General features: G+C 60.9%; 13 protein-coding genes and 1 pseudogene. 6 read left to right on the forward strand and 8 right to left on the reverse strand.

Annotation, left to right across the window (positions count from 1 at the left end):
• Positions 1-125: 125 nt before the first annotated feature.
• On the reverse strand, positions 126-893 hold the full coding sequence (locus tag QRN31_RS31555; RefSeq protein WP_371927106.1) for a methyl-accepting chemotaxis protein: 768 nt from the start codon (positions 891-893) through the stop codon (positions 126-128).
• A gap of 90 nt (positions 894-983) precedes the next feature.
• A pseudogene (locus QRN31_RS31560) lies at positions 984-2,072 on the reverse strand (cache domain-containing protein); the annotation flags it as partial.
• Between the two features lie 444 nt (positions 2,073-2,516).
• Here QRN31_RS31560 and QRN31_RS10805 point away from each other — a divergent pair.
• Together QRN31_RS10805 and QRN31_RS10810 are read left to right on the forward strand one after the other, a co-directional pair.
• Positions 2,517-3,410, forward strand: coding sequence for a PA4780 family RIO1-like protein kinase (locus tag QRN31_RS10805; RefSeq protein ID WP_285431937.1), 894 nt, complete (start codon positions 2,517-2,519; stop codon positions 3,408-3,410).
• 228 nt (positions 3,411-3,638) lie between these two features.
• The gene (locus tag QRN31_RS10810) at positions 3,639-4,850 is read left to right on the forward strand and encodes an MFS transporter (protein WP_285431938.1); all 1,212 of its coding nucleotides are present in this window, start codon (positions 3,639-3,641) and stop codon (positions 4,848-4,850) included.
• On the opposite strand, the gene cueR is transcribed toward QRN31_RS10810, so the two are convergent.
• The 3 genes from cueR to QRN31_RS10825 all read right to left on the reverse strand — a co-directional run bounded on the left by cueR (position 4,804) and on the right by QRN31_RS10825 (position 8,226).
• A complete protein-coding gene (gene cueR / locus QRN31_RS10815) occupies positions 4,804-5,217 on the reverse strand; it encodes a Cu(I)-responsive transcriptional regulator (protein WP_285431939.1) in 414 nt (137 codons plus the stop codon). The genes QRN31_RS10810 and cueR overlap by 47 nt on opposite strands.
• Positions 5,214-7,607 carry a heavy metal translocating P-type ATPase gene (locus QRN31_RS10820; RefSeq protein WP_285431941.1) on the reverse strand — a complete coding sequence of 798 codons (2,394 nt, stop codon included), beginning with the start codon at positions 7,605-7,607 and terminating at the stop codon, positions 5,214-5,216. The genes cueR and QRN31_RS10820 overlap by 4 nt, the downstream gene beginning before the upstream one ends.
• 235 nt (positions 7,608-7,842) lie before the next feature.
• Positions 7,843-8,226: a hypothetical protein gene (locus tag QRN31_RS10825; protein ID WP_285431942.1), complete on the reverse strand. Its 384-nt coding sequence runs from the start codon at positions 8,224-8,226 to the stop codon at positions 7,843-7,845.
• Positions 8,227-8,374: 148 nt separating this feature from the next.
• On the opposite strand from QRN31_RS10825, the gene QRN31_RS10830 reads away from it, so the two are divergent.
• Together QRN31_RS10830 and QRN31_RS10835 are read left to right on the forward strand one after the other, a co-directional pair.
• Positions 8,375-8,572, forward strand: a complete 198-nt coding sequence (locus QRN31_RS10830) for a heavy-metal-associated domain-containing protein (RefSeq protein ID WP_285431944.1) — start codon at positions 8,375-8,377, stop codon at positions 8,570-8,572.
• A gap of 154 nt (positions 8,573-8,726) precedes the next feature.
• The gene (locus QRN31_RS10835) at positions 8,727-9,923 is read left to right on the forward strand and encodes a multidrug effflux MFS transporter (protein WP_285431945.1); all 1,197 of its coding nucleotides are present in this window, start codon (positions 8,727-8,729) and stop codon (positions 9,921-9,923) included.
• An 8-nt stretch (positions 9,924-9,931) separates the two neighbouring features.
• Here QRN31_RS10835 and QRN31_RS10840 read toward each other — a convergent pair whose 3' ends face one another.
• From QRN31_RS10840 to QRN31_RS10850, 3 genes are all read right to left on the reverse strand, one after another.
• Complete coding sequence (locus QRN31_RS10840) at positions 9,932-10,102, reverse strand: hypothetical protein (protein WP_285431947.1); 171 nt, start codon at positions 10,100-10,102, stop codon at positions 9,932-9,934.
• Positions 10,103-10,252: 150 nt separating this feature from the next.
• Positions 10,253-11,266 carry a zinc-binding alcohol dehydrogenase family protein gene (locus QRN31_RS10845; RefSeq protein WP_285431948.1) on the reverse strand — a complete coding sequence of 338 codons (1,014 nt, stop codon included), beginning with the start codon at positions 11,264-11,266 and terminating at the stop codon, positions 10,253-10,255.
• A gap of 32 nt (positions 11,267-11,298) precedes the next feature.
• Positions 11,299-11,592 (reverse strand): putative quinol monooxygenase, encoded by a 294-nt coding sequence (locus QRN31_RS10850; RefSeq protein ID WP_222589640.1) that lies wholly within the window; start codon positions 11,590-11,592, stop codon positions 11,299-11,301.
• Positions 11,593-11,711: 119 nt separating this feature from the next.
• On the opposite strand from QRN31_RS10850, the gene vimR reads away from it, so the two are divergent.
• Together vimR and QRN31_RS10860 are read left to right on the forward strand one after the other, a co-directional pair.
• Positions 11,712-12,641 carry a transcription regulator VimR gene (gene vimR / locus QRN31_RS10855; protein ID WP_285431950.1) on the forward strand — a complete coding sequence of 310 codons (930 nt, stop codon included), beginning with the start codon at positions 11,712-11,714 and terminating at the stop codon, positions 12,639-12,641.
• Between the two features lie 296 nt (positions 12,642-12,937).
• Entirely contained in the window at positions 12,938-13,672 is a 735-nt protein-coding gene (locus tag QRN31_RS10860) for an ArsR/SmtB family transcription factor (protein WP_285431952.1), read from the forward strand.
• Positions 13,673-13,689: the final 17 nt, after the last annotated feature.

Below are 13,689 nucleotides of genomic sequence, written 5' to 3' on the forward strand. Positions count from 1 at the left end.
CACCTGACCACTGTGGGAGCGAGCTTGCTCGCGATGAGGGCGTGACATTCCACATTGATGTTGGATATGCCACCGCCATCGCGAGCAAGCTCGCTCCCACATGGGGCTGTCAGTGTGCTCGGGAATCAGGTCCGGAAGCGGCGAACCAAGACATCCAGTTCATTCGACAAGCCGGCCAGGCTCTGGGAATCCAGACGCGCCGAGTTGGCCAGTTCAGCCACCAACTGTGCATCGCCATGAATCTGGCTGATGTGCCGGTTGATGTCTTCCGCCACCTGATGCTGTTCCTCTGCCGCCGTGGCGATCTGGGTGTTCATGTCGCGAATCACATCCACCGACTCACGAATCAGCCCGAAACTGCTGCGGGCTTCGCCGATGCGGCTCACCGACTGCTGCGACACTTCCAGGCTCGCATGCATTTGCTGAGTCACCTGGCTGGTGCGTTTGGCCAGGTTGCCCAGCAGCCCATCGATTTCCGCTGTGGAATCGGCTGTGCGCTTGGCCAGGGCGCGAACTTCATCCGCCACCACCGCAAAGCCGCGACCTTGTTCACCGGCCCGCGCCGCTTCGATGGCCGCGTTCAGGGCCAGCAGGTTGGTCTGTTCGGCAATCGAGCGAATGGTCCCCAGGATCGACTGAATGTCGTTGCTGTCGCGTTCCAACTGCTGCATCGACTGCGCCGACTGTTCGATTTCCTGGCTCAAGCGATCAACGCTGGTCACGGCTGCATCGATCTGCTGCTGACCTTCACGAGCCTGACGCTGGCCGCTGTCTGCCGACTCGGCTGCCTGGCTGCAAGAGCGCGCGACTTCGTTGGCCGTGGCGACCATTTCGTGGAACGCCGTGGACACCATGTCCACCGCTTCACGCTGGCGCCCGGCCGCTTCGGCCATGTCACTGGAGACCTGGGTCGAGCTTTTCGAAGTGGCGAGAATCTTGTTCGCCGCGCCACCGATGCTCTGGATCAGGTTGCGGATCGCGGTCAGGAACTGGTTGAACCAGTTGGCCAGTTGCGCGGTTTCGTCGCTGCCACGGATTTCCAGGTTCTTGGTCAGGTCGCCTTCACCTTGGGCGATGCCTTCCAGGCCGCTGGCCACGCTGCGGATCGGCCGCACGATGAGGCTGGCGAAACTGGCGCCGACGATGGCGAAGAACACCGCCAGCACGGCAGCAATGATTGCGATCAGCCAGGTCAGTTGCGTGGCCGAGCTCATCACGTCGTTCTGTTTGATCAGGCCGATAAAGGTCCAGCCCAGTTGCTCCGACGGCCAGACGTTGGCCATGTAGCGTTCGCCGTTCAGCTCGACTTCCACCAGGCCTTTACCGGCTTTGGCCAGTTGCGCATAGCCTTCGCCGAGGCTGCTGAGGGCTTTGAAGTTGTGCTCCGGCTGTTTTGGATCGACCAGCACGGTGCCGGTGTTTTCCAGCAGCATCAGATAGCCGGTTTCACCGAGTTTGATCTGTTTGACGATTTCGGTGAGCTGCTTGAGCGTCACGTCGATACTGACTACACCGCCGTTGGTGCCCAATTTGTTGTCGATGGTGCGCACGGTGCTGACGTAGGTTGCGTCGTCCTGGGCCCAATAATAGGCCTCGGTGCGAAACGGTTTGCCCGGCTTGGCTTGGGCGGCCTTGTACCAGGGGCGTTGGCGCGGATCGTAATTGCTCAGCTTGGCATCGTCCGGCCAGGACACATAACCGCCCGCCGCCGTGCCGAGGATGGCGTAGGCATAGGATGGATGGCTGTTGCCCAGGTCCTGCAGGAGGCCGAAGACTTTTTTGTCCATCTCGCCCTGGGGAATGCTCTCGGCATTGGCGCCCATGTAGGTTTTGAGGCTGTCGTCGGAGTTTTTGATCAGAGGTTGCTTGGCCAGGTAGTCGACGTTCTGGCTGATGCCGTCGAAGAACAGTTGCATGGCGTTGCTGACCTGACGAATTTCACGACCGCTGCCGTCGACGAAATTCTCCTTGGCCTCACTGCGCAAGTTCAGCACGACGAGGGTGGCGACCAGCACCACCGGCAAGCAGGCGATGATTGCAAACGCCCAGGTCAACTTCTGTTTGATGTTCATCCGCGCTCCAGATTTTTCTTGTAGGCCCACGCAGTGCAGAAGACTCGCGGATTTTTGGCAGCCGTAAACGTTTTTGGTCCCCGATCCTGGAGCGCGCCATCGTTTTTGTTGTCGGCACGATTGTCGGACAAATCACTTTGTCTCTGAGGACTTCGGCTGATTGCGGGGGAAATTGAGGCTTAAAAAGAAAAATCCTACGAAGGGTATGAATTAAGGTGTCAGCTTCTGTCGAAAATGCCCTCACAAGCCTTTGCCAACAAGTATTGTCAGCTCAGCTATGATCTTTTGCGGCCGATGATGACTGAAGGGGAGGGCGCGATTAATCCGGCACATTGTGTGCATCTCAACGTTCATAGGTCGGCAACCCCTCCCCCGAACGAGTGGATTGCCGTATAACGAATGACTTTCGCGTGTTTGGTAATAAAGGACCCACAATAAAAGCTGATGAAGACTCCAAAACGCATTGAACCCCTGATCGAGGACGGTCTGGTCGACGAGGTGCTGCGCCCACTCATGAGTGGTAAAGAAGCAGCTGTTTATGTGGTGCGCTGCGGTAACGAGCTACGTTGCGCGAAGGTCTACAAGGAGGCGAATAAACGCAGTTTCCGCCAGGCGGCCGAGTATCAGGAAGGCCGCAAGGTACGCAACAGCCGGCAGGCTCGGGCGATGGCCAAGGGCTCCAAGTTCGGCAAGAAAGAAACCGAAGACGCCTGGCAGAACGCCGAAGTGGCGGCATTGTTCCGTCTGGCCGGTGCGGGTGTCCGGGTGCCTCAGCCGTACGACTTCCTTGAAGGCGTGTTGCTGATGGAGCTGGTGGCCGACGAGTACGGCGATGCGGCGCCGCGTCTGAACGACGTGGTGTTGGAGCCGGATCAGGCGCGCGAATATCACGCGTTCCTGATCTCGCAGATCGTGCTGATGCTGTGTACCGGTCTGGTGCACGGTGACTTGTCCGAGTTCAACGTGCTGTTGACCCCGACTGGCCCCGTGATCATCGACTTGCCGCAAGCGGTCGACGCGGCGGGCAATAACCACGCGTTCAGCATGCTGGAGCGGGACGTTGGCAACATGGCGTCCTACTTCGGCCGGTTTGCGCCGGAGTTGAAAAAGACCAAGTACGCCAAGGAAATGTGGGCGTTGTTCGAAGCCGGCACCTTGCACCCGGCCAGCGTGTTGACCGGCGAGTTCGACGAACCGGAAGAGCTGGCTGACGTGGGCGGGATCATGCGCGAGATCGAGGCGGCACGCCTGGATGAAGAGCGTAAGCAAGCGATCCGCGCTGCTGACGACGCGCCACCGAGCAAAGCCGAAGAACCGTCTCCGCCGTGGATGCAGTGATCGGTTAACGAAAAACCCGGCTTCGGCCGGGTTTTTTGTAGATGCCTGCCCCGAATCCTCCAAACACTGAAAATTAATGTGGGAGCGAGCCTGCTCGCGATAGCGGACAGTCCGGCGACAATGATGTTGAATATGACGGCCCCATCGCGAGCAGGCTCACTCCTACACTGAATTTGCGGTGTAGCTGTGTATTGAGTTTTCCGCACTTCCCACACTCAAGGATTGAATGTGAACACCTCCACCCGCAATGCCCGACTGATCGTCAGCGCCCGTCTGGTCTCGGACTTCGGCGCCTTCCTCAACATGGTCGCCCTGGCCACTTACGTCTACCTGCTCAGCAACAGCGCCATGAGCGTGGGAATTTTTCTCGCCAGCCGCGTGGGCGGAGGGATTTTCGCCAGCCTCATCGGCACGACGTTCTACCGCCGCTGGGCCGGGCGCTGGCCGCTGATTGCGTTCGACCTGCTGCGTGCCGCACTTCTGGGTTTGCTGCTGGTGCTGCCCGTCACCCAGCAGGCTTTGTTATTACCGTTTATCGCTTTCGGCCTGGGTTTCGGCAATTCCATGTTTGCGATCGGCCTCAACAGCCAATTGCCGCACTTGATCGAAGGCGAGCACCTGCTCAAGACCAACGCCTGGATCACCTCGGCGTCGTCGGCAGCCATGGTCGGCGGAAGTCTGGTGGCGGGGTTGTTGGTGGCCGCGTTTGGCTTTGAAACAGTGTTTGCGTTGAACGTGGTCACTTATTTGCTGGCCGCGATGTTCATCGTGCCGCTGCGCTTTTCCAGACCTTCTCACAAACCCGCCGACGAGCACGGCGAATGGTCGGCCCTGCGCCAAGGTTTGCGCAGCACACCCGTAGTCGCCGCGATGCTGGCTGTCACCATGGCCGACACCCTGGGCAGCGCCGCGCACAATGTCGGTTTTCCGATCATTTCGAAACTGCTCACCCCCGAATCCGCCAGTACCACCCTGGGTTTGATGCTGGCGGTCTGGGCCAGCGGCAAACTGATCGGCGCGCGAATCGCCAGTCATCTGCAAGGCTCGGACAACGCACATCTGGAGCGACGATTTTTCTTCGGCGTGTTGCTGATGTCCTGCGGTTTCATCCTGATGTTTCAGCAGCAGACGCTCTACGGTTTGCTGTTGTTCTCGTTGCCGGCGGGGTTGGGGGACGGGTTTTCGGAGGTTGGCTTGATGTCGCGTCTGCAACGCGAGCCGGACAACCTGCGCCTGCCGATCTTCAGCGTGTTGACGCTTTTGCAAATGACCGGGTTCGGCGTCGGCATGCTGATCGCCGCGCCGTTCTATGCGTGGTGGGCGCCGGGGGCCGTGGTGCTGCTGTTTCACGGCATTCCAATCACCACCGTGTTGGTGGTGAAGGGACTGGCGCTCAGGCGCGGGCAGGTTCGGCGCAACAGCCCGACGCCAGCTCCTTGAGGATCGGGCAGTCGGGGCGATGGTCGCCCTGACAGTGCTCGACCAGGTCCTGCAAGGTGTCGCGCAACTGTCCGAGTTCGCGGATCTTCTGGTTCAGTTCGTCGATGTGCTGACGGGCCAGGGCTTTCACGTCGGCACTGGCGCGTTGGCGGTCCTGCCAGAGGGTCAGCAGTTTGCCGACCTCCTCGAGTGAAAACCCCAGGTCCCGGGAGCGCTTGATGAACGCCAGCGTGTGCAGGTCCTCATCGCCGTAAACACGGTAGCCGCTGTCGGTGCGATGGGCGGCCTTGAGCAAGCCGATGGACTCGTAATAACGAATCATCTTTGCGCTCAGGCCACTGTGGCGGGCTGCTTGGCCGATGTTCATCGCTTGTCCTCCAGGTCCTTGGGTTTCCAGGTTTTCAACAGTAACGCATTGCTCACCACGCTGACGCTCGACAGGGCCATCGCCGCGCCGGCCAGTACCGGATTGAGGAAGCCGAACGCGGCCAGCGGGATGCCGATCAGGTTATAGACGAAGGCCCAGAACAGGTTCTGCCGAATCTTCGCGTAGGTCTTGCGGCTGATTTCCAGTGCCGCGGGCACCAGTCGTGGATCGCCGCGCATCAAGGTAATACCGGCCGCGTGCATGGCCACGTCGGTGCCACCGCCCATGGCGATGCCGATATCGGCCGCAGCCAGTGCCGGCGCATCGTTGATGCCGTCACCGACCATCGCCACCACACCGGTTTTTTTCAGTGTGGCCACCGTGGCGGCTTTGTCGGCCGGCAGCACTTCGGCGTGCACATCGGTGATGCCCAAGGCTTCGGCGACCACTTTGGCACTGCCGCGATTATCGCCGGTCAGCAAGTGGCTGCTGATGTGGCGTGCGCTGAGTTGTTGCACCGCTTGCAGGGCGCCGGGCTTGAGGGTATCGCCGAACGCGAACAGGCCGAGCACTCGAGGTTTGGGGCTTTGTTCAATCAGCCAGGACAGTGTCCGGCCTTCGGTTTCCCAGGCCGTTGCCGAATCAGCCAACGGGCCGGCATTCAAACCGCTTTCTTCCAGCATCCGGCGATTGCCCAGCGCCAGGCGACGACCGTCGAGCGTGCCGGCGATGCCGCGTCCGGTCAGCGATTGGCTGTCACTGACATCGGCCACGCTCAAGTCGCGTTCGGCGCAGGCGTCCAGAACTGCCTTCGCCAATGGATGTTCACTGCCACGTTGCAGGGCGCCGGCCATTTGCAGCAGGGCGGCTTCGTCATCTTCGATAGCGCTTAGGTGAGCGATGCGAGGGGTGCCAGAGGTCAGCGTGCCGGTCTTGTCGAATACCACGGCGCTGACTTCATGGGCGCGTTCGAGGGCTTCGGCGTCCTTGATCAGAATGCCGTAGCGGGCCGCCACACCTGTACCGGCCATGATTGCGGTCGGCGTGGCCAGGCCCAATGCGCAAGGGCAAGCGATGACCAGCACCGCGACGGCGTTGATCAGCGCGGTTTCCATCGGCGCACCGTACAACCACCAGCCGATCACTGTCGCCAATGCGATCAGCAACACCGTCGGCACAAACACCTGACTGACTTTATCCACCAGTTTTTGAATCGGCGCCTTGGCCGCCTGGGCGTCCTCGACCAGGCGGATGATCCGCGCCAGCACGGTTTCCGCGCCCAAGGCCTGGGTGCGAACCAACAACCGACCTTCACCATTGATCGCGCCCCCCGTGACCTTGTCGCCGGGTTGCTTGGGCACCGGCAGGCTTTCGCCGCTGATCAGCGCTTCGTCGGCGTGGCTCTGGCCTTCGACCACTTCACCGTCCACCGGGAAGCGTTCGCCGGGTTTGACCAGCACCAGGTCATTGATGCGCAAAGCACTGATGGCGACATCCTGCTCGCGGCCATCGATGACTTGAATCGCTCGCTCCGGGCGCAACGCTTCGAGGGCGCGGATGGCGCTGGCGGTCTGGCGTTTGGCGCGGCTTTCCAGGTATTTGCCCAGCAGCACCAGCGCGATCACCACCGCCGACGCTTCGAAATACAGGTGCGGCATGCGCCCGGCCGCGGTGGCCCATTCATAAAGACTCAAGCCATAACCGGCGCTGGTGCCGAGGGCGACCAGCAAATCCATATTGCCGGCACCGGCACGCACGGCTTTCCAGGCGGCGATATAAAAACGCGCGCCAAAAATGAACTGCACCGGAGTGGCCAGCGCAAATTGCACCCAGGCCGGCAGCATCCAGTGCACGCCAAACGGTTGCAGCAGCATCGGCATCACCAGCGGCAAGGCCAGGGCGATGGCCATGATCAATGCCCAACGCTCGCGGTGCAGGCGCTGTTGCTGGTTGTCGGTCTGCGGGTGTTCGACTTCCCAGACGCTGGCGCTATAGCCTGCCTTGGTCACGGCACCGATCAACGTCTGTGGATCGACGTGTCCGAGCAGTTCGAGGTGGGCGCGCTCGTTGGCGAGGTTGACGCTGACGCTTTTCACCCCCAGCACCTTGGCCAGCGCCCGCTCGACACGACCGACGCACGACGCACAGGTCATGCCGTCGATGCTCAATTCCAGCGTCTGCTGCGGCACGCTGTAACCAGCCCGCTGCACCGCATCCATCAATGCCGGCAGGCTGTCGCTGGGCGCTTGAACACGAGCCTGCTCGGTGGCGAGGTTGACGCTGACGGCGGAGGCGCCGACGACTTTGCTCAAGGCACGCTCGACACGCCCGGCGCAGCTGGCACAGGTCATGCCGGCAATCGGCAGATCGAACGTAGTGGATTCGGACATCGGTCGCGCTCCCTGTAGAAGATGTCTACAGGATCAACCTTGCCATGCTGGCAAGGTCAAGCGCCATGTCTCAGATCAAAAGATGATTGATCGTTCCCACGCTCTGCGTGGGAATGCAGCCCGGGACGCTCCGCGTCCCATTTAAAAGCCGAACGCAGAGCGTCCGTTGAGGCATTCCCACGCGGACGGTTCGACGCCTCGACGTGGGAACGATCAGTGACGAACGGTGTGGTGATTAATATTCGAGGGCGGCGGGTTTGAGGTACATCCCTTCCTGCGTCATCGCGATCCGGAACTTCAACACATCACCGGCCTTGAGCGTGATGTTCTGCGAGCCCGGTGCGAGCATTCCTGGGTTGCAGCCTGGAGCCTGGCCCGGCAACAGTTTGAGGCGCAGGGACACATTGCCCGGCGGCAGGTTGAACGAGGTACTTTGTTCCTGGAACAGCCGCGCCGACAGTTGATCCTGAATGTACACGCCGATCTCGCAGGCGGTTGCGACTTCCAGGCGCTCGCGGGAAATGATCAGAACCCCGTAGTCCTCCCCGGAGGCTTGAACCGAAGGCGTCGCGGCAAATAGGCTGAGGAAGCCAAACAGGCTGAGAGCTGACCAGCGCATGGCTGAATCTCCTGAGGTCGAGTGCATTGATGCACGCAGCTTGGCCGAGCGCGACGCCGATTGCCAGCCCGGCAGCGTTTTACAGAACTTGACCTTGCCATGGTGGCAAGCTCGAGACTGCTCGCAACCTCACTCAAGGAGTCATCCCATGCAACTGTTCAATGTTCAAGGCATGTCCTGCGGCCACTGCGTCAAAGCCATCACTGCGGCGCTGCAAGCCAAGGATCCAACGGCGAATGTGCGGGTCGAACTGGCGGCAAAAGAAGTCGGCGTCGAGAGCACCCTGACCGCCGAAGAAGTGATCGCGGCGATCACTGAAGAAGGCTATGAGGCAAAACTCGCCTGAGACCAGAACAAATCCCTGTGGGAGCGAGCAGGCTCGCTCCCACACAGGTTTTGTGCCCCTCCAGTGGTTTTTTAATTGTTAGCGACCTAACGGAATGTTCAAGGCGTCCACGCGCGGCTAGACTGTCGGGCTGCCGACCCCAACTGGATGCCTGATGAACTTCCGTACCATTTTGATTCTTGGCGCCCTGAGCGCTTTCGGTCCGCTGGCGATCGATTTCTACCTGCCGGCGTTCCCGGCGATGGCGCTGGCGTTTGGCACCGATGAGAAACATGTCCAGCTGACGTTGGCCGCCTATTTCCTTGGTTTGTCCATCGGGCAACTGGCCTACGGCCCGGTCGCGGATCGCTTCGGACGACGCCTTCCTCTGCTGACAGGCGTCGGCTTGTTCACCGCCGCTTCCCTGGCCTGTGCCTTCGCGCCGAATCTGGAATGGCTGATCGGTGCGCGGTTCATACAGGCCCTCGGCGGTTGTGCGGGGATGGTGATCTCCCGCGCAGTGGTCAGCGACAAATGCGATGCGGTGGGTTCGGCGAAGGTCTTCTCTCAACTGATGCTGGTGATGGGGCTGGCGCCAATTCTCGCGCCGATGCTGGGCGGGCTGTTGGTCAATACTACCGGCTGGCAGTCTATCTTCCTGGTGCTGACCGGTTTCAGCGCCCTGGCAGGCTTGGCCGTGGCAATCGGTTTGCCGGAAAGTCTGCCGGCCCATGTCCCGCGCCAACCGTTGTCGGGGGCGCTGCGTCAGTACGGTCGGCTATTGTCGGATCCGGTGTACCTGGGCCACGCCCTGACCGGCGGTATCGCCATCGCCGGGATGTTTGCCTACATCGCCGGTTCACCGTTCGTCTTCATCAAGCTCTATGGCGTACCGGCCGAACATTTCGGCTGGCTGTTCGGCACCAACGCGGCGGGTTTCATCCTGGTCGCGCAGGTCAATGCACGGCTGCTGGCCAAACGTGGTCCTGCCTTCCTGTTGGCGCGGACGGTATGGATCTACCTGGGCGCGGGCCTGACATTGCTCGCCGTCAGTGCACTGCACACCGAGCAGTTATGGCCGTTGCTGATCCCATTGTTTATCTGTATCGCCAGCCTCGGTTGCATCCTCCCGAACGCCTCGGCCTGCGCCATGAGCGGCCAGGGCGCCCGTGCCGGCAGTGCATCGGCGATGCTCGGTTGCCTGCAATTCAGCGTCGCCGCCGGTGCGGCAGCGTTGGTCGGTGTCTTGCACGATGGCAGCGCCGTGCCGATGGCGATGGTCATCAGCCTGTGCGGAATTCTGGTGGTGAGCGCGGCGATGCTCACCCGGCGCTTGCAAAATGCCCGGGCACTGGCGCAAGCCCAGGTCTGAGGGAGGCCTCAGCCAACGGCGCGTTGCTGGCGGTCGGGAATCTGATGAGGCGCGAGCAGGCGCGCTTCGAGGGTGCGGGTGAAGGCGAGTGCTTCGGCTTCGCTGCGAAAGGTCACGGCGTGTTGGTCCAGACGGACCTGCCACTGGGATTTTGCCACTTCTTTTATCAGGATCTTCATTGCTGATCTCTCCTCTCGTAAAAGATGTTGCGTAAAAATTGCACCACAGAGGAGACGATTGTAGACCTGAATACGATCACTATTATGACGGAGGTCAACTCTCGGACTGACGGTGTCGTCTTTTCAGGACGACACTTGTGTCAGTGTGTTTCAGAACCCTTCGAGCACAATCTTGCCCTTGGCTTTGCCGCTCTCCAGCAGCTCATGGGCGCGACGCAGGTTGGCGGCGTTGATCGTGCCGAAATGCTCGCCGACCGTGGTCTTCAGTGTTCCGGCGTCGATCAGCTCGGCCACCCGGTTGAGCAGTTTGTGTTGCTCGATCATGTCGGCGGTTTCGAACAGAGAGCGGGTGTACATGAACTCCCAATGCAACGACAGGCTCTTGCGCTTGAGTTTGGTCACGTCCAGCGCCTTCGGATCATCGATCAGCGCCAGTTTGCCCTGAGGCGCCAGTGTCTCGACCAATTGATCCAGATGCTGATCGGTCTGGGTCAGGCTGGCGACATGGGTCACTTGGTCCACGCCAGCGCGTTTCAATTCTTCGCTCAGCGGCTTGCTGTGATCGATCACCAGATCGGCACCCAGCTCGCGCACCCAGCTCTGGGTTTGCGCACGGGAAGCGGTGCCGATGACTTTCAGCCCGGTGAGCTGGCTGGCCAGTTGCGTCAGGATCGACCCGACACCGCCCGCCGCACCGACGATCAGCAGGCTCTGGCCTTCATCGGTTTTACCTTCGCGCACTTGCAGGCGTTCGAAGAGCAATTCCCACGCGGTGATGGCGGTCAGCGGCAGCGCGGCGGCTTCGGCGAAACCGAGGGACTTGGGCATATGGCCGACGATTCGCTCGTCCACCACGTGCAGTTCGCTGTTGCCGCCGGCGCGGGCGATGGAACCGGCGTAAAACACGTTGTCGCCAGCCTTGAACAGCGTGACATCGCTGCCGACGGCCTTGACCACGCCGGCCACGTCCCAGCCCAGCACTTTCGCGGCGCCGTCTTCAGGCTGGACGTTCTGACGGACCTTGGTGTCGACCGGGTTGACCGAGATGGCTTTGACTTCGACCAGCAGATCACGTGGTCCGGCAACCGGTGCTGCAAGCTCGATGTCTTGCAGGGCGTTCGTGTCGCTGATCGGCAACGAGGCGTAATAGGCGATGGCTTTCATGCAGGGCTCCTGAACAGTAATAAAAGAGGGGATCAAGCCACGGTGCGCAGGCGCTTGAGTTCGAAGTGCTCAAGAAACTCGCCGGCCTTGGCGCGGAAGTTCTGGATGTGTGCGCTGTCGTCGTGGGCTTGCAGGGCTTCGTCGCTGCTCCAGTGTTCAATCATGTAGAAGGCCAGGGGATTGGCCAGGTCCTGATGCAGATCGTATTGGCCACAACCGGCCTCGGCGCGGGTCGGTTCCAGCAGTGCACGCAGGTGCTGTTCAAGGGCGTCCTGCTGGCCGGCTTTGGCAATGAGGGTGGCAATGGCGGTAAAAGGCTGGGACATGGTCGGGCTCCGGGAGCGGGATGATTTCGATGGGACAGATGATTGGCTATTTCTCTGCAAGATAAAACCCGCTAAAAGAGCAGTCTCTTTCAATTTTTTTTTGATAATCAAGGCTGAAAATGCTGCGTTTCGATGATTTGCAGTTGTTCGTGCGTGCCGCTGACCTGGGCAGTCTGTCGGCGGCGGCGCGGGTGATGGACATGTCCGCGGCGGTGGCCAGCGCGGCGTTGAAGCGTATCGAACAACAATTGGGCGCACGCTTGCTTGCCCGCTCAACGCGCAGCTTGCGGTTGACCGCCGAAGGCGAGGGTTTTCTGGAGTACGCCCGTGCGGCCCTGAGCAATCTGGATGAAGGGCGACGCTTGCTAGCCAGCGGTCAGGACCAGGTCAGCGGGGTTTTGCAGTTGTCGGCACCATCGGATTTTGGCCGCAACTTGTTGCTGCCGTGGCTCGACGAGTTCCAGCGCGAGCATCCCAGGTTGACCGTGCGCCTGTTGTTGGGTGATCGCATCGCCGACTTGTTCCGCCAACCGGTCGATATCGCCCTGCGCTACGGCGAGCCGGAAGACTCAAGTCTGGTGGCATTGCCCATCGCAGCGCAAAACCGCCGAGTGCTGTGTGCCGCTCCGGGTTATCTGGCCAGGCATGGCGAACCGCGACACCTGGAGCAATTGGCCCAGCATAATTGTTTGTTGTTCATGCTCGGCAGCCGGGTCCATGACCACTGGAGTTTCCACGACGGCAAACGCGAGGTCGGCCTGACGGTCAGCGGTGATCGCTTCAGCGACGATGCTGATGTCGTTCGGCTGTGGGCAATTGCAGGCGCAGGCATCGCCTACAAGTCCTGGCTCGATGTCGCCGCCGATGTGCTCGCCGGTCGCTTGAAAGTGCTGATGCCGGAGCTCCTCTGCGAACGCGCACCGCTGAATCTGCTGTGCGCCCATCGCGCACAATTGAGTAAGCCTGTGAACCTTTTGCGCGAAATGCTTGCCAGCCGATGCGCTCATCTGGGCAGTCAATTTCCGGGTATTCCGAGCATCGATCATTAGTCGCAGGCAAATAGCGAAATTTCTGTCAGGAACTATCACCACCCGCGCTTTCCCGAAGGCAGGAACCGTCGGATAACCCGCTTATACTAGCGCCCGCCTCGTGTACGCACGGTCGATCTCGCGATGGCGACAGCCTCACGCTCAATCATCGACCTTCGCCCAGCCTGCAAAGCCGTGGCATGGGTGAGTGGAGCTTTGTCCGGCTGACGGCGATTTTTTGCGTCTTGGCCGACGACACATTACTGGTCAAGATGTCTCTGAGCAGCAGACGAAACGATTCAACAGGGAGTGAATACATGGAACATGCACCTTGCATCAGCCAGATTGCCACGTTGCTGGCTGACCCAAAGCGCAGCGCAATGATGTGGGCTTTGATGGACGGCACGGCGCGCCAATCCGAAGAGCTGGCTTTGCTGGCCGGCCTGTCACCGTCTTCGGCCAGTGCACACCTTGGGCGTTTGTCCGCCGGAGGTCTGTTGAAAGTCGAAGTCCGTGGGCGCAAACGCTTTTTCCGCCTGGCCGCACCTGAAGTGGGCGCGGCCATCGAGGCCTTGGCCAGCGCAACGCTGGCCAGTACGCCACGGGAGGTGCCGGACGTTTTCAAGCGCGCCAACCCCGTCGCCAAATCTCAGGCTGCCCCGTCATCACTATTGCGCGCCAGATTGTGCGACGACCATCTGGGCGGCACGCTGGCCGCCGATCTTTATCAACGCCTGCTCGATGCTGGCTGGATCGAGCAGTTCGAACAGCGCGTCATGATCACGCACAAGGGGTCCACGCAACTGGCCGCACGCGGTGTGTTTATCCAGGCGCTGGCCCATCGCAACAGCCGAGTCGCCTGCGCGTGTCCCGACTGGAGCGAAAGACGCCCGCACATGGGCGGTGCGCTCGGCGCGGCGCTGTTGCAGCTGTTCATGCAATCGGGCTGGTTGAGTCTGCCCGGCGATTCGCGGGCATTGCAGATCACCGCCACGGGGCAGCGCGAAATCCATCGTTTCGCCAAGCAGACCGAGCTGGAAGCTGCGCTTTAGAGCCTTTTATGCCCGAC

The organism is Pseudomonas sp. fls2-241-R2A-110, from assembly GCF_030209165.1.
GTDB lineage: Bacteria > Pseudomonadota > Gammaproteobacteria > Pseudomonadales > Pseudomonadaceae > Aquipseudomonas.

Coding starts and splice junctions, on each gene's coding strand:
- cueR (WP_285431939.1), bottom strand. CDS start 5,217: ATGAACATCGGCCAAGCAGCCCGCCACAGTGGCCTGAGCGCAAAGATG.
- QRN31_RS10820 (WP_285431941.1), bottom strand. CDS start 7,607: ATGTCCGAATCCACTACGTTCGATCTGCCGATTGCCGGCATGACCTGT.
- QRN31_RS31555 (WP_371927106.1), bottom strand. CDS start 893: ATGGCCGAAGCGGCCGGGCGCCAGCGTGAAGCGGTGGACATGGTGTCC.
- QRN31_RS10850 (WP_222589640.1), bottom strand. CDS start 11,592: ATGTCCCAGCCTTTTACCGCCATTGCCACCCTCATTGCCAAAGCCGGC.
- QRN31_RS10845 (WP_285431948.1), bottom strand. CDS start 11,266: ATGAAAGCCATCGCCTATTACGCCTCGTTGCCGATCAGCGACACGAAC.
- QRN31_RS10805 (WP_285431937.1), top strand. CDS start 2,517: ATGAAGACTCCAAAACGCATTGAACCCCTGATCGAGGACGGTCTGGTC.
- QRN31_RS10830 (WP_285431944.1), top strand. CDS start 8,375: ATGCAACTGTTCAATGTTCAAGGCATGTCCTGCGGCCACTGCGTCAAA.
- QRN31_RS10825 (WP_285431942.1), bottom strand. CDS start 8,226: ATGCGCTGGTCAGCTCTCAGCCTGTTTGGCTTCCTCAGCCTATTTGCC.
- QRN31_RS10840 (WP_285431947.1), bottom strand. CDS start 10,102: ATGAAGATCCTGATAAAAGAAGTGGCAAAATCCCAGTGGCAGGTCCGT.
- QRN31_RS10860 (WP_285431952.1), top strand. CDS start 12,938: ATGGAACATGCACCTTGCATCAGCCAGATTGCCACGTTGCTGGCTGAC.
- vimR (WP_285431950.1), top strand. CDS start 11,712: ATGCTGCGTTTCGATGATTTGCAGTTGTTCGTGCGTGCCGCTGACCTG.
- QRN31_RS10835 (WP_285431945.1), top strand. CDS start 8,727: ATGAACTTCCGTACCATTTTGATTCTTGGCGCCCTGAGCGCTTTCGGT.